Below are 18,868 nucleotides of genomic sequence, written 5' to 3'. Positions count from 1 at the left end.
AATTAGATCGAAAAAATATTAAAAACTTTACTTTAAAAGGTGATAATAATTTTCGTTATGTTGCTGATTTTAATGGCGTATTAAAGGGTAGCAAACAGAATTTTCAATTTAAAGAATTTAATATTATAGTATCTCAATTTAATCCTCAAACTATACGTTTAGTTTTATCATCTAAGAAAGAGCTTGATGTTAAATTAGAGCTTAGCGAAGCAACCATCTTTATAGGGCCTTATAAAGAAAAAGCAAAACAAAACAAGAATCCGCCTCAAATAAAAAATTTAAAGCAAAAAAATGTAAATTTATATGTTTTAAAATCTAGTAAAAATAAAAATGGTGTTGATTTAAAATTAGATAATGATCTTGATTTTGAAAACATAAAAGTAGATTCATTTAAAGATGGAAAAATTTATAGATCTATTGTTAGTTTTGAGGCAGTATTAAAAGGTGATAGAAAAAAATATGATATTAATAATTACCAATCTATAACCATTGCTCAATATGATAAAAAAACAATAAGAATTGTGCTTGCTTCATCTAAAGATTTCAAAATAAATTTAGATTTAGATGATGATAAGTTATTTATAGGATTTGAAAAAAATAATGTAAAAAATACTAAATCTTCGGTAAAAAAAAGTATTAAAAAAGTAGGTAAAGTCATTGTGATTGATCCAGGACACGGAGGAAAAGATCCAGGCACCTTAGGTGAAAAAAGTATTAGAGAAAAAGATATTGTGTTAAATGTTGCTTTAAAATTAGGTAATGAACTTAAAAAAAGGGGTTATAAGATTTATTATACAAGAAATACAGATAAATTTATAAATTTACGAGATAGAACTTCTATGGCAAATGAAAAGATGTCAGATTTATTTATTTCTATCCATGCTAATGCAGCACCAAATAAGCAAAGAGCTAAGACCTTAGAAGGCATAGAGACTTTCTTTTTATCTCCTGCAAGAAGTGAAAGAAGTAAAAAAGCTGCAGAATTAGAAAATCAATCTAATTTTGAGGAAATGAATTATTTTTCAAAACAAACATTCTTAAATTTTTTAAATCGTGAAAAAATAGTAGCATCTAATAAACTTGCTATTGATGTTCAAAAAAATATTTTAAGTAATGTGAGAAAAAAATATAAAGTGATTGATGGTGGAGTAAGAGAAGCTCCTTTTTGGGTCTTAGTTGGTGCGCAAATGCCTGCAATTTTAATTGAAATAGGCTATATTAGCCATCAAAGTGAGAGAATGCGTTTAGTTAATAAAAATTTTCAAGATCTTTTAGCTATTGGTATTGCTAATGGTATTGAAAGTTATTTTTACAAAAATCAATGAATCGTGCAAATATTATTATCAAAGAAAATTCCGTTTTTTCTTTAGATTTTAAAGACTATTATTTTAATTCTCAAAATGGAATAGCTGAGAGTTCTTATATTTATGCAGATGCTTTTGATATGGATAAAGATCAAATTATTGTTTCAGAATTAGGTTTTGGTATAGGTTTAAATTTTTTTCTTACTTTAAAACGTTTTTTGATGAGAAAAAAGGCAAATCAACGACTCTTTTATGTGAGTTTTGAGAATTTTTATATAAGTAAAGAAAAATTAAGAAATATTTATAAAGAATTAAATTTTTATGATGAATTTAAGAATGAATTAGAGCAATTTTTAAGATATTATCCACCTTGTAAAGATGGTATTTATAGATTTTATTTTAATGGATGTTTTTTAGATTTAGTTTTTGGTGATATTAAAGAGACTATACAGCAAATAAATTTTAAAGCAAATATATGGTTTTTAGACGGATTTGCACCATCTAAAAATTATGATATGTTTGAAGAAAATACTATTTATCATATAGCAAGAAATTCTGCAATTAATGCAAAAATTTTAACTTTTTCAGCTGCTAGCTCATTAAAAAATACCTTGCAAAAATATAATTTTGATATCCATAAGGTTAAAGGATTTAAAAAAAGAGAAATGATTCAAGCTATATTTAATGGCTATGAATGTGAAGATGTGTATGCTTATTTTAATACTCCTCCTTTAGAGAAAAAAGTAAAAAAAGTTGCGATTATAGGTGCTGGTATAGCTGGGGCTAGTTTAGCTTATGAGTTGTCTTTAAGGGGTTGTTGTGTTGATATTTTTGATAAAGAAGATGAGGTTGCTAAGGGAGCCTCTGGTAATATTAATGGCATTTTAAGCTCCTTAATTTTAAAACCACAAGTATTGCTAGGAGAATTTTCTCAATATGCCTTTTTAGAAGCAAGTAGATTTTACCAGCAAATTTTAGATTTAAAACCTCAAGGAGTTTTTGAATTTGCACATAATGATTTAATGCAAAAACGTTTTGATTCTCAAAAAAATAATATCTTATTTGATATTGAACATAACAAAGCTTTTTTAAAAGATGGTATGTGTATTAAACCGCAAGAATTAGTAAAAAAAATAATTGACAAAAGTAAAGCAAAAGTTTTCTTACAATATGAATTTGAGGATTATTCTTATAAAGAAAATCAATTTATATTGAAATTTAAAAATATAAATCATTATAAGAAATATGACGTTTTAATTTATGCTCAGGGTGCAGAAGCTAGAAAGTTTGTTAATTATTCTTATATGCAATTGAGCAAAGTAAGAGGGCAATGCACACATTTAAAACCCTTTTTAAATACCCAGTATGCACTTTCATCAAAAGCATATATATGTCCTATAAATAAGGAGCTTAATATGCAATTAATTGGTGCAAGTTATGATAGATTAAATCAAAATTGTCAAATTTTAATGGAGGATAATATCAAAAATTTAGATAATATCCAAGAATTTTTAGCTCATAATACTCCATTAGAAATTGTGGGGGCTAAGGTTGGTTTTAGATCTTATTCTAGTGATAGATTTGCTATAGTTGGGCAAATTTATGATGAAAACTTTTATTTTCAACATTATAAAGCACTGCATTGGCATAAAAATAAAAAACAAATTCAGCCAAAGGCATTTTTGCCGTTATATTTGTCTATTGCTCATGGATCAAGAGCTTTTGCGAGTGCAATTGTTGCATCTAGAATGATTTGTTCTTTAATTTTTAACGAACCACAGATAGAAAAAAAATTTTTATATGCTTTACATCCTGCGAGATTTTTGATTAGAAAATTGAAAAAAGGTTTGATTTAATTACATTGTTAATTTTTAAATATTATAGTAGGAAAAATATTTGAGAAAGAAATATGAAAATAATTATTATTTTACTCCTATGTGAGTTTTGTTTTTGTATAAGCTTAGAAGAAAGTTTAAGTATCGACACTAATATAAGTTTAAAAAATAATAAAAATGAAACTATAGCTACGCAAATATTTTTTTCTAAACCAAAGGAATACCAAGAGCAAAATATTGATTTTGATACTTTGACATCAAATTCTTTAGCCTCTATCTTTAATTGGAGTTCAAAAGATCAAACGCAAGCTAATATTGACTTTAATACTTTCAATATAAATGTAAAAAATATTAATTCTTTACTTGATTATGATAATGCTATTTTACTTTTTGAAAAACAAATGAGGGTTAATCAAGATGAGCAAGCTTATTCTATAGGCTTAATTAATCGTTACACCTTTAATCAGTTTAATTTAGGTTTTATTTTTTTTAATGATCAATATAGTGAAATTAGTGCAAAAAAAAGTATTGGTGCGGAATTTCAGTTTAGCAAAGTATTTAAAGCCTATGTCAATCATTATAATACATTAGATGAAAGTGATACTAACACAGAAATAGGTGTTATTTTTGATTTACCTTATGTAAATATGATCAATGTTAATACAAATATAAAAGAGGAGCAAAACCAATATAAGGTTATTTATTCTCCTCTTTCAATTATAGATCTTTCTCTTGATTATCAAGATGAAAAAATCGCAAAAGATCAAACTGCTATGTGGGTAAAAATTAAATTTAACTATGAAAAAGATTTTATGCAACAAGTTTATCATAGCTGGTATAGTCAAAATGGAATTTCTAAATTCAATAAATATGATTTTGCAACGAGAAGTTATTGATTTATAAAGCGTGTAATATCATTGTAAGTTACAAAAATCATCAATATTAAAAGTAAAGCCATTCCAGCATAATTAAGGTATCCAAACCATACATAAGGAATTTCTTTTTTAAAAATTAATTCGTATAGATTAAAAAGTATATGCCCTCCATCTAAAGCAGGAATTGGTAGTAGATTTAATACTCCAAGATTTATGGAAATAAGAGCTGTGATTAGAAATAGTATTACTATTCCATTATTTACTGCTTTAGAGGTTATATTAATCATAGTTATTATACCACCCATATTTTTTGGATCAAGTTCTCCACTGATAATTTTTGCCAAACCCTTAAATATAAGCAAGGAGGCATTTATACTTTCTTCATAAGCATATTTTATACTTGATAACCCCTTATAATAAGTGATTACAAATTCTTTTTTAGGAGTAATGCCAATAAGTGGCTTTTGAATTTTTTGATAAAATTCATTATATCCTTGTGCCATTTTAGGTGTTAATTGTGTGTTAAAAACATATCCATCTCTTTTTATAGTCAGTGTGGTATTATTAAGAGTGATTAATTTGCTAATTTCTTCAAAGCTTTGAATTTTAATTCCATTTATAGCAAGAATTTTATCATTAATTTGCAGATTTGCTTCGCTTGCAGCAGAATATGGTGCAATACCACCAATAATGGGAGCAATTTTTTGAACTCCCAAAAAAGCAATAATCATATATAATAAAAAAGCTAGAAAAAAATTAAAAAAAGGTCCAGCAAACAATATATAAATTTTTTGCAAAGGTTTAAGAGTATTATAACTATGCTGGCTATATTCTTTATGCATAGGATTAAAATCATCTTGACCTTTTAATTTTACATATCCACCAAGAGGTAAGGCTGAGATACGATATTCTGTATTTTTATAAAATTTGGAAAAAATTGCCTTTCCAAAACCTATACTAAAAATTTCTATATCAACTTTCATATGTTTTGCTGCTAAAAAATGACCTAACTCATGGAAAAAAATTAAAAAAGATAAAATTAAAAGTGTAATTAAGAAATTAAATGAATAAAATTTAAGTCCAATTGCTAGAATAATTAATAAAAAAATATAAGATTTCAATAATTATCCCTTGTTTTTAGTGTGTTTAATATAAGCTACAATGTATTCAAAAGCAGAATAGAGTGTTAAAATTAATGCTAATAAAAGTAAGGTATTTGCAAAAGGCCATTGCATAGTTAAAAATATGATAGCAATAACTTGAAGAGTTGTTTTTATTTTGCCTGCAAATGAAGCACTAACATCAAATTGTTCGCTTATCATAATAACTCTAAAACCTGTAATGAAAAACTCTCTTACTAGTATAATGTAGATTATCCACGGATCGGCTCTTTGTGTGAGTAGTAATCCTAAAAATGCAGCTAATATCAGCATTTTATCTGCTAAAGGATCAATTATTGATCCTAATTTAGTTGTTTGATTCCACATTCTTGCAATATAGCCATCGAAAAAATCAGTTAGTGCTGCAATAGCAAATACTATGCAGGCAAAATAATTAATCCAACTATGATGTATGCCTTCAAAATTATTAATAAGCAAGAAAAATAAAAGAGGCGAAAGCAATATCCTTATAATAGCTAGAACGTTAGGTAAATTCATTGATCAAACAACTTTCAATCTAGATTATTTAAAAGTAGTTCCACCATCAACTATTAAAGTGTGACCTGTTATCCAATTTGCTTTATCTGAGCATAAAAATAAACAAGCTCCTGCTAGATCTTGAGGCTCTCCTATACGATTTAACGGACTAAGATTAATGGTTGCTTTTTTTACTTCTTCGTAGTTTGTAAAAGCTTTTAAAGCATCTGTATCAATTGGACCACCACTTACTACATTTACACGGATATTTTTAGGACCAAGTTCAATCGCAGCATATCGTGCCATAGCTTCTACCGCAGCTTTTGCTGTGCCATGACCTGCATAGTTTTCTATATGAACTAAATTACCAGTAGAAGAGATAGAAAGTATGCTACCTCCACCACTTTTTTCCATTCGTTTTGCTGATTCTTGAGCACCAACTACAAAAGCATTTACTGTGGCTGTAAAAATATTATTAATCCCACGAGGCTTAAGTTTCATAAACTTAGTATATCCGCCAACTACTGCACGACCTGAAATGATAGCATTTGAAATAAAAAAATCTACTCTATCAAAATCTTGATCTATTTTTTCAAACAAATCTTTGTAAGTTTCAGGCTCAAGTATATTAAATTCGTAAGCTTTTGCTTTGATTTGGTAATTTTTTTCTAAATCTTTTATAATATCTTGTGCTAAGTCAGCATTAGAATTATAAGTAAATGCTATATTTACACCAGCTTTTGCAAATTCATACACTATAGCTTTTCCTATACCTCTTGTTCCACCGCTTATTACTAAAGTTTTGTTTTTAAAAAAATCATTCATTAAAATCCTTCTATATTATAGTTTTTCATTGTTGTTTCTATTTTTGTCAAATTACACTTATTTGGTTTGCAAAGTGGTAATCGATACTCTAAAGTAGGGATTAATCCCGCTATATACATTGCTGCTTTTATAGGTATAGGATTACTTTCACAAAATAAAATTTTGTTAATATTATATAACTCATCATTAATTTTTTTAGCTTCTTTAAATTTTTCGCTCAAAGCTAAATGTGTCAATTGTGAAATCATACCAGGAAGTAAATTTGAAGTAACTGAAATTACACCTTTTCCTCCATTAGAAAGTATAGGATAATTAATTGCATCATCGCCACTTAATAGTATAATTTTTGATTCGTGTGCTAGTAAATCAACACATTTATCAATATTTCCGCTAGCTTCTTTTACACCATAAATATTATCACAATCTTTAAATAATCTAATTATAGTTTCAGTTTGTAATTCGCACCCAGTTCTTCCTGGAACATTATATAAGCAAACTGGAATATCAATACTTTGAGCAATTTCTCTATAATGAAGATATAATCCTTCTTGAGTAGGTTTATTATAATATGGTGTTACACTTAAGATACCATTTGCTCCATTATCTCTTGCAAATTTGGCTAGTCCTACTGCTTCATGTGTTGCATTAGAACCAGCTCCAGCTAAAACTTTGACATTACTACCTTTGCACGCATCTAAAGCTATTTCTATACAAATTCGATGCTCTTCGTGTGTAAGAGTAGCACTTTCTCCCGTAGTTCCAACCGGAACAATTGCATCAATTCCATTTTTAATTTGTCTTTTTATAAGTTTATGATAAGTTTGTTCATCTAATTTTCCATTTTTAAATGGTGTGATTAATGCTGTCATTGCACCTGTAATGGCATTTTTATTCATATTCATCCTTTTTTAAAATGATAGTTGTAGATGTATTTGCGTTGAAATATTTTTTAGCACAATCAACTAAATCTTGCTTACTTAATGCGTTGATATTTTTTTCGTATTCAAGTAAGGGTTGTAAATCACCTTTTGCAAGATAAGAACCATAAGTATTTGCAACTGAAGTAGCGTTGTTTAGTGAAAAAATAAAGTCGCTTTTAACATTATTTTTAATTTTTTCCAATACACTATCATCGAATTTTGCATTTTTTATATCATTGATAATATCTAATAATTTTTTTTCAACATCACTTGCATTTATATTTTCATTGCAAATACAGATAAAAATAAACAAATTTTCATCAATATTACTATTTACATATGTGTAAAATTCATTAATTAAACCTAGTTTATCTACTAAAATTTCATTAATTAACGAGCTTTTTCCACTCCCTAAAAAATCACTTAATGCGTAAAGTTTAGGTATATCCTTATGATTAAAAGGTGGAATTTTATAAGCTAAGGCTAGTAATTGAGTGTCGCTATCTTTGTGTAAAATTACACGTTTGGCTCCATTTTGAGTCGGTTCTTTTTCATGTATTTGCGGAATATCTTTAGTATTTTTTATGTGATTAAAGTGTTTTTTTGCAAGTTTAAAAACTTCCTCTTCATTTATATCTCCACTTATAATCAAAATAGCATTTTTAGGTTGATAAAAATTTTGATGGAAATCTTTAATATCATCTATAGTCCAATTTTTGATATCATCTAAAAATCCTATTGGAGTCCAATGGTATGGATGATGTAAAAATGCGTGATTGTATAAGTTAAAATATAAATATCCTAAAGGATTATTATCTGTCCTCCATCTTCTTTCTTCTAAAACTACATTTCTTTCAGGTTGAAATTCTTTATCATCTAAATTTAAATTTTGCATTAGTTCTGCAAATAGCCACAAAGATTTGTCTAAGTTTTCATTTGAACATTTAATAAAATAATGTGTATAATCAAATCCAGTACTTGCATTATCTATTCCGCCAAAACCTTTAACAATCTCATCAAATTCTCCAGTTTTTAAATTTTTAGTGCTTTTAAAATTTAGGTGTTCAAGCATATGAGCTATTCCACTTTTACCCATTTTTTCATTTCTTGATCCAACTTTATAAAAAATATCAACACTAATAACTCCACTTTTTCTATTGACAGGAAAAGTGTAAATGTCTAATTGATTTTTAAGAGTTATTTTTTTATATTCAATCATTTAAAATTTACTCCTATAGCTTCAGATATATGATGAAAACCATCTTGTTTTAAAAGTTTAGCTAAACCTTCATTTATATTTTTGATCACTATTGGGCCTTTGAAAATTAAAGCTGTATAAATTTGTATCAAACTTGCACCATTTTTAATCCGTTCATATGCAAGTTCAGCACTATCAATACCTCCACTTGCTATAAGAATAGTGTCTTGATAAATTTCTTTTGCCACCTCTTTAAAGAAAGTTGCGCTTTTTTGAGTGATTAATTTTCCGCTTATACCACCAAAAACTCTTGTATTATTAACTAGAGAATAATCAATGCTAGTATTGGCTATAGTGATAGCATCTGCTTGAGCATTGATTGCACTTTTGCAAAGTGAAATGGCACTATCAATGTTCATATCAGGAGCTATTTTTAAGATCATAGGTTTATTAGTGATATTTTTTGCTTCTTTAAATAATTTATGGACAAATTCTTCATTTTGTAAATCTCTTAAATTTTTTGTATTAGGAGATGAAATATTTACCACAAAAATATCGCATAAATCCTTAAAATCCTTAAGCAAGGTTAAATAATCATTGATTGCATCTTCATTAGAAGTGTTTTTATTTTTTCCAATATTTGCGATTAATGGTATGCTAAAAGGATAATTTTTTTTGACATTTTGAGCTACAATATCTTTACCTTTATTGTTAAATCCCATAGCATTTTGTATGCTTTCTTGTTCAACTAATCTAAAAAGTCTAGGTTTTTCGTTTCCATTTTGAGCTTTTGGAGTAAAAGTTCCATATTCTAAAAAACCAAATCCTAAAGCACTCAATGGTCTAATCATTGTAGCATTTTTATCAAATCCACCAGCTAAACCAATTGGATTGTAAAATTTCAAATTAAAAATTTCTTGATGTAGTATTTCATCATTAAATATATATTGTTTTGCAAAAAAACTCATTCCACCTGGAAAAAGATAATCAAGACTTCGCATACTAAATTCAACTAGAGTATGAGCTTTTTCTGGTTCAAGTTTATAAAGCAAAGGTCTTATGTTTTTATAATTTATCATCATAACCTCACAATTGTAATTGATACTATTTTACTTAAAATTTTATAATTTTTAGTATTCTTAAGTCATTTTTTCATTCTTTTTAACTTTTTGTTTTAATTTCTGATAAATTTCGCAACTTTGTAGCAAATCAGTATCATTTCCAATTGCAGCTATTATTCCTTTGTCAAGCACAGCTATTTTATCGGCATTTTCTATAGTGCTTAGCCTATGGGCAATGATAAGTATAAGGTGATTTGGTTTTAAATTTTCTATAGTTTTAATGATGGCTTTTTCACTTTCATTATCAAGTGCTGAAGTTGCCTCATCAAAAATTAAAATTTGAGGATCTTTATAAAGAGCTCTTGCTATAGCAATACGTTGTTTTTGCCCACCTGATAAATTTTTACCATGTTCTTTAAGTTCAGCAGTAATTCCTCCAAGTTCTTGAACAAAATCATAAGCATTTGCTTGTTTTAAGACTTTTATAATTCTTTCTTCATCATAGTTTTTTGCATAGGCAACATTTTGTGCAATAGTATCATTAAATATATAGATATTTTGCGTAACTAAGGAGATATTTTCTCTTAGACTTGTTATATCAAAACAACTTATGTCTTGATTGTTTATCAAAATTTTTCCACTATTTTTTTCGTAAAAATACATTAGCAGGTTTATAATTGAAGATTTTCCGCCACCACTTGAGCCGACTAAGGCTAAGATTTCTCCTTTATTAAAAGAGAAATTTATATCCTTTAAGATCATTTTATTTTCATAATAGCTCAAAGATACATTTTTAAAACTTATATTTTCAATATTTTCTTCTAATTTTTTACTTCCACCAAGAATTTGGGGTTTTAAATCTAACAGATAAAAAGTCCTTTCGCTAGCTGCTATTGCAATTTGTAACTTTGTAAAGAGTGATGAAAGTCTTTTAATGGGAGTATAAGCTAAAAATAGGGCGGTTAAAAAGCTAAAAAATGCTCCGATATTCAAATTTCCATCAATAACTTCTTTTCCACCTACCATAATAACAATAGCAACGCCAATTGAACCCATAGTTTCCATAAAGGGGCTACTTAGAGCTTCTATTCTAATTCCTTTTAAAGCAAAATGACAGACTTCATTATTGCTTTTAGCAAATTTATCTATTTCATTTTTGTTTGCATTATAGGCTTTTATAAGTTCTATATTAGAAAAAATTTCACTTAATCTTGAAATGAGATCAGAATTTTTTTCTTGAGCGTTGCGACCTATTTTTTTTATTTTCTTTGCAAAAATAACTAGCGGAATTATAGCTAAAGGAATAACAATTAAAGCAAAAAAAGCTAATTTAGGGCTTTGATAAATTACCACACCTAAAAGTCCAATTGTCGTAATGCTTTCTCTTAGAATTTCTGGAATTATACTAGAAACTATGCTTTGTAAGGCACCAATGTCTGAAGTGCATCTGCTAATTAGTTCTCCACTTCTATATCTATGAAAAAATTCCATATCTAAGCGTAAAATATTTTGAGTAACTAGTTCTCTTAATCTTCTTAAAATATCTGTTCCAACATAAGAAATATAATAAATTTGCATATAAGTTCCAAGATTTTTTAAAAAATAAACTACGATGACAAAAAGTGGCATATAATAAAGCAAAGAGACATTTTTTTCTATAAAAATTTTATTCAAAATAGGTTCTATTATGTATGCACTAGCAGCAGTTCCTCCGCTTGCTAAAAGCATACCTAATATTGCTAAAGCAAAATAAAACCAATATTCTTTATAGTATGGTTTAAAGCGTTGAAATACTTCTTTAAAGCCCATTTCTTTATAATTTTTATTCATTTTTTTCCCATATAACGCCATTTGCTGTATCCATTAAAATGATGTTTTCTTGTTTTAATTTGTCTCTTATTTGATCAGCTAAAGCGTAATTTTTTTCATTTTTTGCAATATTTCTTAATTTTATTTGTTCTTCAATATTTTTACGTTGTATTTTATCTACACCAAATTGGAAGTATTCGATAGTATCAATTTTTCCTATGCCAAAAATGAAACTGATTTCATTTAAAATTTCATTTAAAGAAGTCTTATAGGAGTTATCTTTTAAATTTTTATCTAAATTATTATTACATTCATTGATAAACTCATCTAAGAGTGCTAATGCTTTAGAGCTATTTAAGTCATCATTTAAAGCGTTTAATATATCTTTTGCAATTTGACTTTTAATATTAGGTTTTTTATCATCAAAAGTATGTAAATTTAGACGTTTTTTTAAGCGATAAAATTTATCTAATCTTTTTTTTGCAGCCTGTAAATCTTCTAAGGAATAATTAAAATTTGCTCTATAATGAGAGCTTAAAAGATAAAATCTTATAGCTTCTGCGCAAAATAATTTTAAAGAATCTTTCAAAAAAAAGCTATTGCCTAAACTTTTGCTCATTTTTTCACCATTTATTTGCACAAAACCATTATGAAGCCAAAAATTTGCTAATTCATAATTATTTTTACAACGACACTGACTTGCTTCATTTTCATGATGTGGAAAAAGTAAGTCTATTCCACCAGCGTGGATATCAAGTTTATTTTTATAAATGCTTTCTATCATTACTACGCATTCTGTGTGCCATCCAGGTCTTCCGTTACCAAAACTAGCAGTATAAAAATTTTCATCAAATTTCCATAAAACAAAATCACTTGAATTTTTTTTAATAACACTATCTTCTAGGCGAGATTGTGTATCATCTAAATTTCTATTAGAAAGACAAAAATATTTTTCGTCTTTACTAGTGTCAAAATAGATTCCATCATCAAGTTTATATGCAAAATTTTTATCTAAAAGGGTTTGGATATAATCAATCATCTCTTGGATATAATCAGTAGCTCTTGGATTATATGTTGGCTTTAAGATATTTAAAGCTTGCATATCATCTTCATATCTTTTGATATAAAAATTTGTAATAGAGTCTAAATTTTGATTTTCTTCTTTCATTTTTTTTAAAATTTTATCATCAATATCTGTGTAATTTCTTGTAAATATAACTTCATAATTATTTGCTATTAAAACTCTTCTTAAAAGGTCAAAACACACACTGCTTCTTGCGTGTCCTAAGTGAGCATCATCATAAACGGTTGGTCCGCATAAATAAAAATTAACTTTTTTTTCTTCGCGAGAGATAAAATTACGTTTCTTTTTTAAAACACTATCAAATAACACCATTGCAATAAACCTTTTAAAAGATTATAAAAATAAACTAAGTATTGAATTAACAAGTCTTTGAACTCATATAGTAAAAAGGTAAAGATGCTCATAAAAGTAATACTTAAAAACCAAAATTTAACTCTAAGTATAGCTAAAAGATTTTTAAATCCAAATTCTTTGATGTTTGCAAAAAGCAAATAAAATGCACTAATAGAAGAAGCTAAAGCTATACCTAAGCTTTTGTATTCTTCTTTGTGTATGAAAATGATAATAGCTATACTAAAAAATACAGAAATAAACAAGGTTTTAAAAGCAATGATAGCTGCAGTTTTTTGTTTAAATTTAGCATAAAGCCACAATGAAAATAATTTTTGCAGTCCAAAAGGCAATAAGCCTAAAAGATAAGCTTGAAGTAAAATAGCTGTGATTTTAGCATCTTCTTGAGTAAAATTTCCTCTTTGAAATAAAAATTCAATAATTTCATTGGCTAATACTATGCCTATTATTGTGGATAAAATTAAAAGTATGCTTAAATATTCTAAAGCTTTTTGCATAAAGATTAAAGCTTTTTTTTCTTCATTTGCCTTTAAATGTTTTAAAATTTTTGGGAAACTCACTTGGCTTAATGCTATTGCAAATAAAGCTAATGGGAGTTGAAAGACTCTATTAGAATAATATAAACAAGATATACTTCCTGTTATTAGAAAACTTGCTATAGTCGTATCAAGTAAAGAGCTAAGTTGATTAGCAGATGAACCTAATAAACCATGAGTAAAAGTAGAGTGAAATTTGTCAAGTTTTACTTTTGTTCTTTTTAGTTTAATGCTAAGATACATACTTCGTATAATTTTAGAATTTTTTAAAGCAAATATATGCCATATTAATTGCATAAAACCACTCAAAATTGTGGCATAAGAAAAATAATATAAAGCATTTAAAGGCTCTTCTTTGCTTACAAAAAAGCCAGCTATTACTATAAAAAGATTAAAAAAAGATGCAGAAAAAGATGTGATAAAAAATTTTTGTTTATAGTTTAATAAAGCCCCTAAAAAAGTTACTAAAAATATGAAAAATAAATACCAAAAATTAATTGATACTAACGGAGAAGCTAATAATATAATTTCTTTACTAAATCCAAAAGCAAAAATTTTAGTAAAAAATTCAGAAAAAAAGCTAACTAAAAGGCAGAGTAAAAAGACTATTATGCTAAATTGAAATAAGATATTAACACAAAATGCACCTTTTTTATCTGTTTTTAAAAAATTGGGTAAAAAGGCTTGTCCAAAGGCTCCTTCTGCAAAAATTCTTCTAAAAAATGCAGGTATTTTGAGTGCGACAAAAAAAATATCACTATAAATTCCAGCACCCAAATATAATGCTAAGATTATATCCCTTAAGACACCTAATATTCTAGAAAATAAAATTCCAAAGGCATTGATAATAAAATTTCTTAAAACAATATTCTTTTTCATTAATTTTTATTCTTTAAAATGTTATCTAATGTTGCAAAATTATAGATAATTTTAACTAAATTTTGATTTTATTTTCGCTAGAATTTAAAATTAAAATAAAATTTTTGAAAGTTTTATGATATATGGAAGAAAATAAAATTTTATACACCAAAGATCCTCACAAAGATCTGTTATCATATGCTAATATAAACAAAATTGATGTGGAAGAATTAGATTATAAGTTGTTGAGTTTTAACACTTCTTATACTTTTAACAATCAAGAATGGATCAAGGCAAATGAAAAAGATTTGCAGATATTTGAAGAAGATGAAAAATTTCTAGATCCAAATTTGAATATACAACAAGAATATAAAATTCAAATTGATAAGAAAGAAAAAATTCCAAGCTCTAAATTTAAAGTTGAATTAAAAACAAATGAGTCGATTACATTTTTATATGCTAATGTTAAGGCGAGTGAAAAAATTGTTTATTATGAAAAAATCGCTTTAGAGGTTTTTGAAGCTATTTATAAACAAATGATTAAAGAAGGATTTTTACTTGGATTTAGAATTTTTGATTTTAAAAAGCAAATTGTTAAATTTAATACAAAATTAAAAGAAAATAAAATATTTGATTATGAAGTAAATTTTGAAGTAAGCAAGGGATTAAATCCTCAAAATCCAACCAATGAGGATATAAAATTTCATTATATTGATAAGCTTAAACAGCGTGAAGATATGATGAATAGAAATTACATTGCTCCTATAGGTAAAGATGAGGTAGCTATAGAAAAAATTAAACCTCAAGAAGGCAAAGAAGGTAGAAATTTGAAGCTTAAAATTTTAAAATCTTTACCTCCTAAAGTAATCAATAAAGAACAAATTAATGTTTCAAATAATTTTAGCATTAAAGAAGATGAAAAAAGCATACAATATATAGCAAATAAAAATGGTTTTATTACCAATGAAAATTCTACGTATGAAATCAAAAATTATTTAGAGTTAGATAAGGTTGATTTTAAAAGCACAGGGTCTATATGGGCAGGTATGGACAAGCAAGTTAGTATTGTTATTAAAAATACCAATTCTTTAGAAGAGGCTGTAGGTTCTAGAATTACTATAGAAGCACAAGAATTAGAAGTAGTTGGGAATATAGCACAAGATGCTGTTTTGAGAGCTCAAAAGATTTTACTTAAAGGAAATATGCATCAAAAAAGTAAAATTTATGGTCAAGATGTTGATGTGAATATTTTAAAGGGCTATTGTGAGGCAGTTGATTTTAAAGCTCAAAGTTTAGAAAATGGTATTGTTAAAGCAAAAAAAGTCAATATAAAAAAAGTCATTGGTGGTGAGATTATAGCTGATGAAATTTATATCGAAGAACTTTTTGATAATTGTATTTGCAGTGCAAAAAAACTCATACATATAGATAAAATTCAAGGTAGTGGCAACAAAATATCTATCGAACATACTCAAATTTTTGATCAAGACAATGAAGATGTATTGCAAAATTTAGAGCTTGGTAAAATTGAACAAGAAAAAATAAAAAATGAAATGGAAGAAATCAGGCATACTATATATATAAGTAGAGATTCTGTGAAACTTTTACAGCAAAAATCAAAAGAATTTCTAAATACAAATAAATCAATACCTTTAGCGTATAAAAATACTATTAGAGATTATAATCAAAAAGTAGAACTTTTTAATAATTTAAAAGTAAAATTAGAACATCTACAAGAAAAAGAAGAACAAGATATTGAAAAGATAAAAGGAATTCAAGAAGAGTTATTAGAAGCTAAGATCATTAATAAGAGTGGCGATTGGCTTGATTTAAATGAAATAAAATTTAAAATGCTATATCCAAACAAAGAATTCGTTTATGTGCCACGTAAGGATGAAAAAATTCAATGTTTAAAAATAGAAAAAACAGGTGAAAACAATTCAACTTATGAAATTCGTATTTTTGCTAATTATAAGGAATAGTTAATGATAGTTGCATTAGAAGGTAAGGTTATTAAGAAAAATCCTACCTATATAGTTTTAAAGACTATAGGCGGGATAAGCTATGGGATTCATATTTCATTGTTTTGTTCTAGTCAAATTAATCAAAACGATGAAATAGAATTGTTAATTACCCAGATAATAAAAGAAGATTCTAATAAATTTTATGGTTTTTTAAGTGATGATGAACAAAGAATGTTTGAGTTGCTTATAAAAATTAATGGTATTGGTGCTACAATTGCTATGGCTATATGTTCTAGCTTAGATATTAATGCTTTTTATACAGCTTTGCAAAACGCAGACGAAAATGCGTTTAAAAAAGTTCCAGGTATAGGTGCAAAAGGTGCAAAAAGAATTATTGCAGAATTAAGTGATGCTAAAATTAATACTGGAATTTTAAATTCAACTCATACTCAAGCTTTAGCAGCATTGGTCTCTTTGGGATTTAAGCAGGAGAATATTTTAAAGGTGTTAAGCTCTTGTAAAAGTATTGAAACTGGAGAGCTTGTTAAAGAAGCATTAAAACAATTAGCATAAAAGGATATGAATGATATATGGAATTATTTTTGGTGCCAATTCATATGAGCACGAAATTAGTATCGTGAGTGCGGTGGTACTGAAAAAAGTTTTAAAAGATCAAAAAAAATTTATATTTTGTGATGAGAAAAAAGATTTTTATCTTATAGATGAAAATAAAATGAATGCAAAAACTTTTAGTAGTGGTGCATATAGGAAAGAAAAACAGCTTATTTTAAAGCAAGGTGGTTTTTTTATTAAAAATTTATTAAATGAAAAAAAACTTGAACTTGATATGGTGATTAATATTGTTCATGGAAAAGATGGCGAGGATGGAAAAATTGCTGCTTTATTTGATTTTTATGGAGTAAAATATATTGGCCCAAGATTAGAAGCTAGCGTGATATCTTTTAATAAAATTTTTACAAAACTTTATGCAAAAAGTATTGGTGTTAAAACTCTTGATTATAAAGTATTATCTTTGCAAAGAGAAAATGATAAAGTAGATTTTCCTTGTATTTTAAAGCCAGCAAGACTTGGAAGTAGTATAGGTATAAGTATAGTAAAAAATGAAGAAGAATTTAAATATGCTACAGATGTTGCATATGAATTTGATGATGAAATCGTAGTTGAGCAATTTATTAATAATATAAAAGAATATAATCTTGCAGGTTGTATGATAGGTGATAAATTTCATTTTTCTATGATAGAAGAACCTAAAAAAAATGAAATTTTAGATTTTGAGCAAAAATATTTAGGATTTTCAGAAAGTAATAAAATAAGCGAAGCTGACATTGATGATAACTTAAAACAAAAAATGAAAGAAAATTTTATAAAAATTTATGATCCTTTATTTAAAGGTGCATTAATTCGCTGTGATTTTTTTGTAATTAATGATGAAATTTATTTAAATGAAATAAATCCAAATCCTGGTTCATTAGCTAATTATCTTTTTGATGATTTTACACAGACTTTAAATCAACTTGCTTCTTGTGTTAATCTTGAAAAGCAAATTAAAATTGATTATAAATTTTTGCATAGTATTAATGGTCAAAAAGGTAAAATGTAATTATGACCACTTTTAGTAAGGATGAAATTTATACAGCAACTGAAGTAGTAAGAAATTTTAGTTCTATCCTTGAAAAGACTAAAAAGAGTAAAAATGGTAGGCTTGTTATAGTTAAAAACAATAAATTTGAAGCTGTTTTACTTAGTTTTGAAGAATACGAGCGTTTAAATGAAGCTGTGGTGCTTTTAGAAAATATATACAAACAAAAGGCAGATGATGGCAAAAACTAGAGTGTATTCTAATGGTTATTTTTATAATTTAAGCTATGAAATTGTAAATCAAAAATATGAAAAAACTATACTTATTTTGCATGGCTGGGGTTCTAATAAAGAATTAATGAAACAAGCTTTTAAGGATTGTTTAGGAGAATATAAACAAATTTATCTTGATTTGCCAGGTTTTGGAAATTCAAGTATAGATGTGGCTATGGATTCTTACGCTTATGCTAAAGTTGTGGAAGATTTTATAAATGTTATTGAAGTAAAAATCGATTTTTTAATGGGTCATTCTTTTGGTGGAAAAATAGCTACTTTAATGTGTAAAGATGGTATTTATAAAGGTTTAATTTTATTATCTAGTGCGGGTGTTGTTTTGCCAAAAAGTTTTAAAATAAAATTTAAAATAACTCTTTTTAAGATTTTAAAACATTTTCCTTATAGTGAGACTATAAGAAGATTTTTTATTAGTAAAGATGTGCAAGGTATGAATGAGATTATGTATGAAACATTTAAGAAAGTGGTTGATGAAAGCATAGAAAATGAATTTCAAAATTTAAAAAATCCTATATTAATTTTTTGGGGCAATGAAGATAAAGCGACACCTTTAAAAAGTGGGGCTATCATACATTCTTTAGCGAAAAAAGGAAAATTTTATTCTTTAGATGGAGACCATTTCTTTTTTTTAAAGCATGCAAATTTTATTAGTGAAAAAATTAAAGAGGAAATTGAATAAATGTCTGAAATATTTTCCTTTTTAGGTTTAAATTTTATT

General features: G+C 26.6%; 17 protein-coding genes. 8 read left to right on the top strand and 9 right to left on the bottom strand.

Translation table 11 applies throughout. From position 1 onward, the window contains the following. The 3 genes from QZ429_RS05995 to QZ429_RS05985 all read left to right on the top strand — a co-directional run. Positions 1-1,325: N-acetylmuramoyl-L-alanine amidase (locus QZ429_RS05995; protein WP_291952833.1), on the top strand; the 1,325-nt coding region annotated here is incomplete at its 5' end. Continuing rightward, on the top strand, positions 1,322-3,160 hold the full coding sequence (gene mnmC / locus QZ429_RS05990) for a bifunctional tRNA (5-methylaminomethyl-2-thiouridine)(34)-methyltransferase MnmD/FAD-dependent 5-carboxymethylaminomethyl-2-thiouridine(34) oxidoreductase MnmC (protein ID WP_291952832.1): 1,839 nt from the start codon (positions 1,322-1,324) through the stop codon (positions 3,158-3,160). The genes QZ429_RS05995 and mnmC, both read left to right, overlap by 4 nt. 53 nt (positions 3,161-3,213) lie before the next feature. Beyond that, on the top strand, positions 3,214-4,035 hold the full coding sequence (locus QZ429_RS05985) for a hypothetical protein (protein WP_291952830.1): 822 nt from the start codon (positions 3,214-3,216) through the stop codon (positions 4,033-4,035). Here QZ429_RS05985 and rseP read toward each other — a convergent pair. From rseP to murJ, 9 genes are read right to left on the bottom strand one after another with little or no spacing between them, the layout of a single operon-like run. Then, on the bottom strand, positions 4,029-5,135 hold the full coding sequence (gene rseP, locus QZ429_RS05980; protein ID WP_291952828.1) for an RIP metalloprotease RseP: 1,107 nt from the start codon (positions 5,133-5,135) through the stop codon (positions 4,029-4,031). The genes QZ429_RS05985 and rseP overlap by 7 nt on opposite strands. 3 nt (positions 5,136-5,138) lie before the next feature. Further along, entirely contained in the window at positions 5,139-5,672 is a 534-nt protein-coding gene (gene pgsA / locus QZ429_RS05975; protein ID WP_291952827.1) for a CDP-diacylglycerol--glycerol-3-phosphate 3-phosphatidyltransferase, read from the bottom strand. A gap of 24 nt (positions 5,673-5,696) precedes the next feature. Continuing rightward, complete coding sequence (locus QZ429_RS05970) at positions 5,697-6,476, bottom strand: enoyl-ACP reductase (RefSeq protein ID WP_291952826.1); 780 nt, start codon at positions 6,474-6,476, stop codon at positions 5,697-5,699. Beyond that, a complete protein-coding gene (gene dapA / locus QZ429_RS05965) occupies positions 6,476-7,372 on the bottom strand; it encodes a 4-hydroxy-tetrahydrodipicolinate synthase (protein ID WP_291952825.1) in 897 nt (298 codons plus the stop codon). Before dapA ends, QZ429_RS05970 begins: the two co-directional genes overlap by 1 nt. Next, entirely contained in the window at positions 7,365-8,615 is a 1,251-nt protein-coding gene (locus tag QZ429_RS05960) for a pitrilysin family protein (protein WP_291952823.1), read from the bottom strand. Before QZ429_RS05960 ends, dapA begins: the two co-directional genes overlap by 8 nt. Continuing rightward, positions 8,612-9,676 carry a quinone-dependent dihydroorotate dehydrogenase gene (locus QZ429_RS05955; protein WP_291952821.1) on the bottom strand — a complete coding sequence of 355 codons (1,065 nt, stop codon included), beginning with the start codon at positions 9,674-9,676 and terminating at the stop codon, positions 8,612-8,614. Before QZ429_RS05955 ends, QZ429_RS05960 begins: the two co-directional genes overlap by 4 nt. A gap of 57 nt (positions 9,677-9,733) precedes the next feature. After that, positions 9,734-11,485, bottom strand: coding sequence for an ABC transporter ATP-binding protein (locus QZ429_RS05950; protein ID WP_291952835.1), 1,752 nt, complete (start codon positions 11,483-11,485; stop codon positions 9,734-9,736). Further along, positions 11,478-12,860: a cysteine--tRNA ligase gene (gene cysS / locus QZ429_RS05945; protein ID WP_291952819.1), complete on the bottom strand. Its 1,383-nt coding sequence runs from the start codon at positions 12,858-12,860 to the stop codon at positions 11,478-11,480. The genes QZ429_RS05950 and cysS overlap by 8 nt, the downstream gene beginning before the upstream one ends. Then, the gene (gene murJ / locus QZ429_RS05940; RefSeq protein ID WP_291952817.1) at positions 12,836-14,314 is read right to left on the bottom strand and encodes a murein biosynthesis integral membrane protein MurJ; all 1,479 of its coding nucleotides are present in this window, start codon (positions 14,312-14,314) and stop codon (positions 12,836-12,838) included. Before murJ ends, cysS begins: the two co-directional genes overlap by 25 nt. A 122-nt stretch (positions 14,315-14,436) precedes the next feature. Here murJ and QZ429_RS05935 point away from each other — a divergent pair, with 122 nt between their 5' ends. Genes QZ429_RS05935 through QZ429_RS05915 form a run of 5 tightly spaced genes read left to right on the top strand, consistent with a single transcriptional unit; the run spans position 14,437 to position 18,829 of the window. After that, complete coding sequence (locus QZ429_RS05935; protein WP_291952815.1) at positions 14,437-16,275, top strand: flagellar assembly protein A; 1,839 nt, start codon at positions 14,437-14,439, stop codon at positions 16,273-16,275. 3 nt (positions 16,276-16,278) lie between these two features. Continuing rightward, positions 16,279-16,830: a Holliday junction branch migration protein RuvA gene (gene ruvA / locus QZ429_RS05930; RefSeq protein WP_291952813.1), complete on the top strand. Its 552-nt coding sequence runs from the start codon at positions 16,279-16,281 to the stop codon at positions 16,828-16,830. Between the two features lie 10 nt (positions 16,831-16,840). After that, positions 16,841-17,878: a D-alanine--D-alanine ligase gene (locus tag QZ429_RS05925; RefSeq protein WP_291952812.1), complete on the top strand. Its 1,038-nt coding sequence runs from the start codon at positions 16,841-16,843 to the stop codon at positions 17,876-17,878. Between the two features lie 2 nt (positions 17,879-17,880). Continuing rightward, complete coding sequence (locus tag QZ429_RS05920; protein ID WP_291952810.1) at positions 17,881-18,108, top strand: type II toxin-antitoxin system Phd/YefM family antitoxin; 228 nt, start codon at positions 17,881-17,883, stop codon at positions 18,106-18,108. Continuing rightward, positions 18,095-18,829 carry an alpha/beta hydrolase gene (locus tag QZ429_RS05915; RefSeq protein ID WP_291952809.1) on the top strand — a complete coding sequence of 245 codons (735 nt, stop codon included), beginning with the start codon at positions 18,095-18,097 and terminating at the stop codon, positions 18,827-18,829. Before QZ429_RS05920 ends, QZ429_RS05915 begins: the two co-directional genes overlap by 14 nt. Positions 18,830-18,868 lie beyond the last annotated feature (39 nt).

The organism is Campylobacter sp., assembly GCF_020024835.1.
Taxonomy (GTDB): domain Bacteria; phylum Campylobacterota; class Campylobacteria; order Campylobacterales; family Campylobacteraceae; genus Campylobacter_D.
This window is presented reverse-complemented; position numbering and strand designations above follow the sequence as displayed.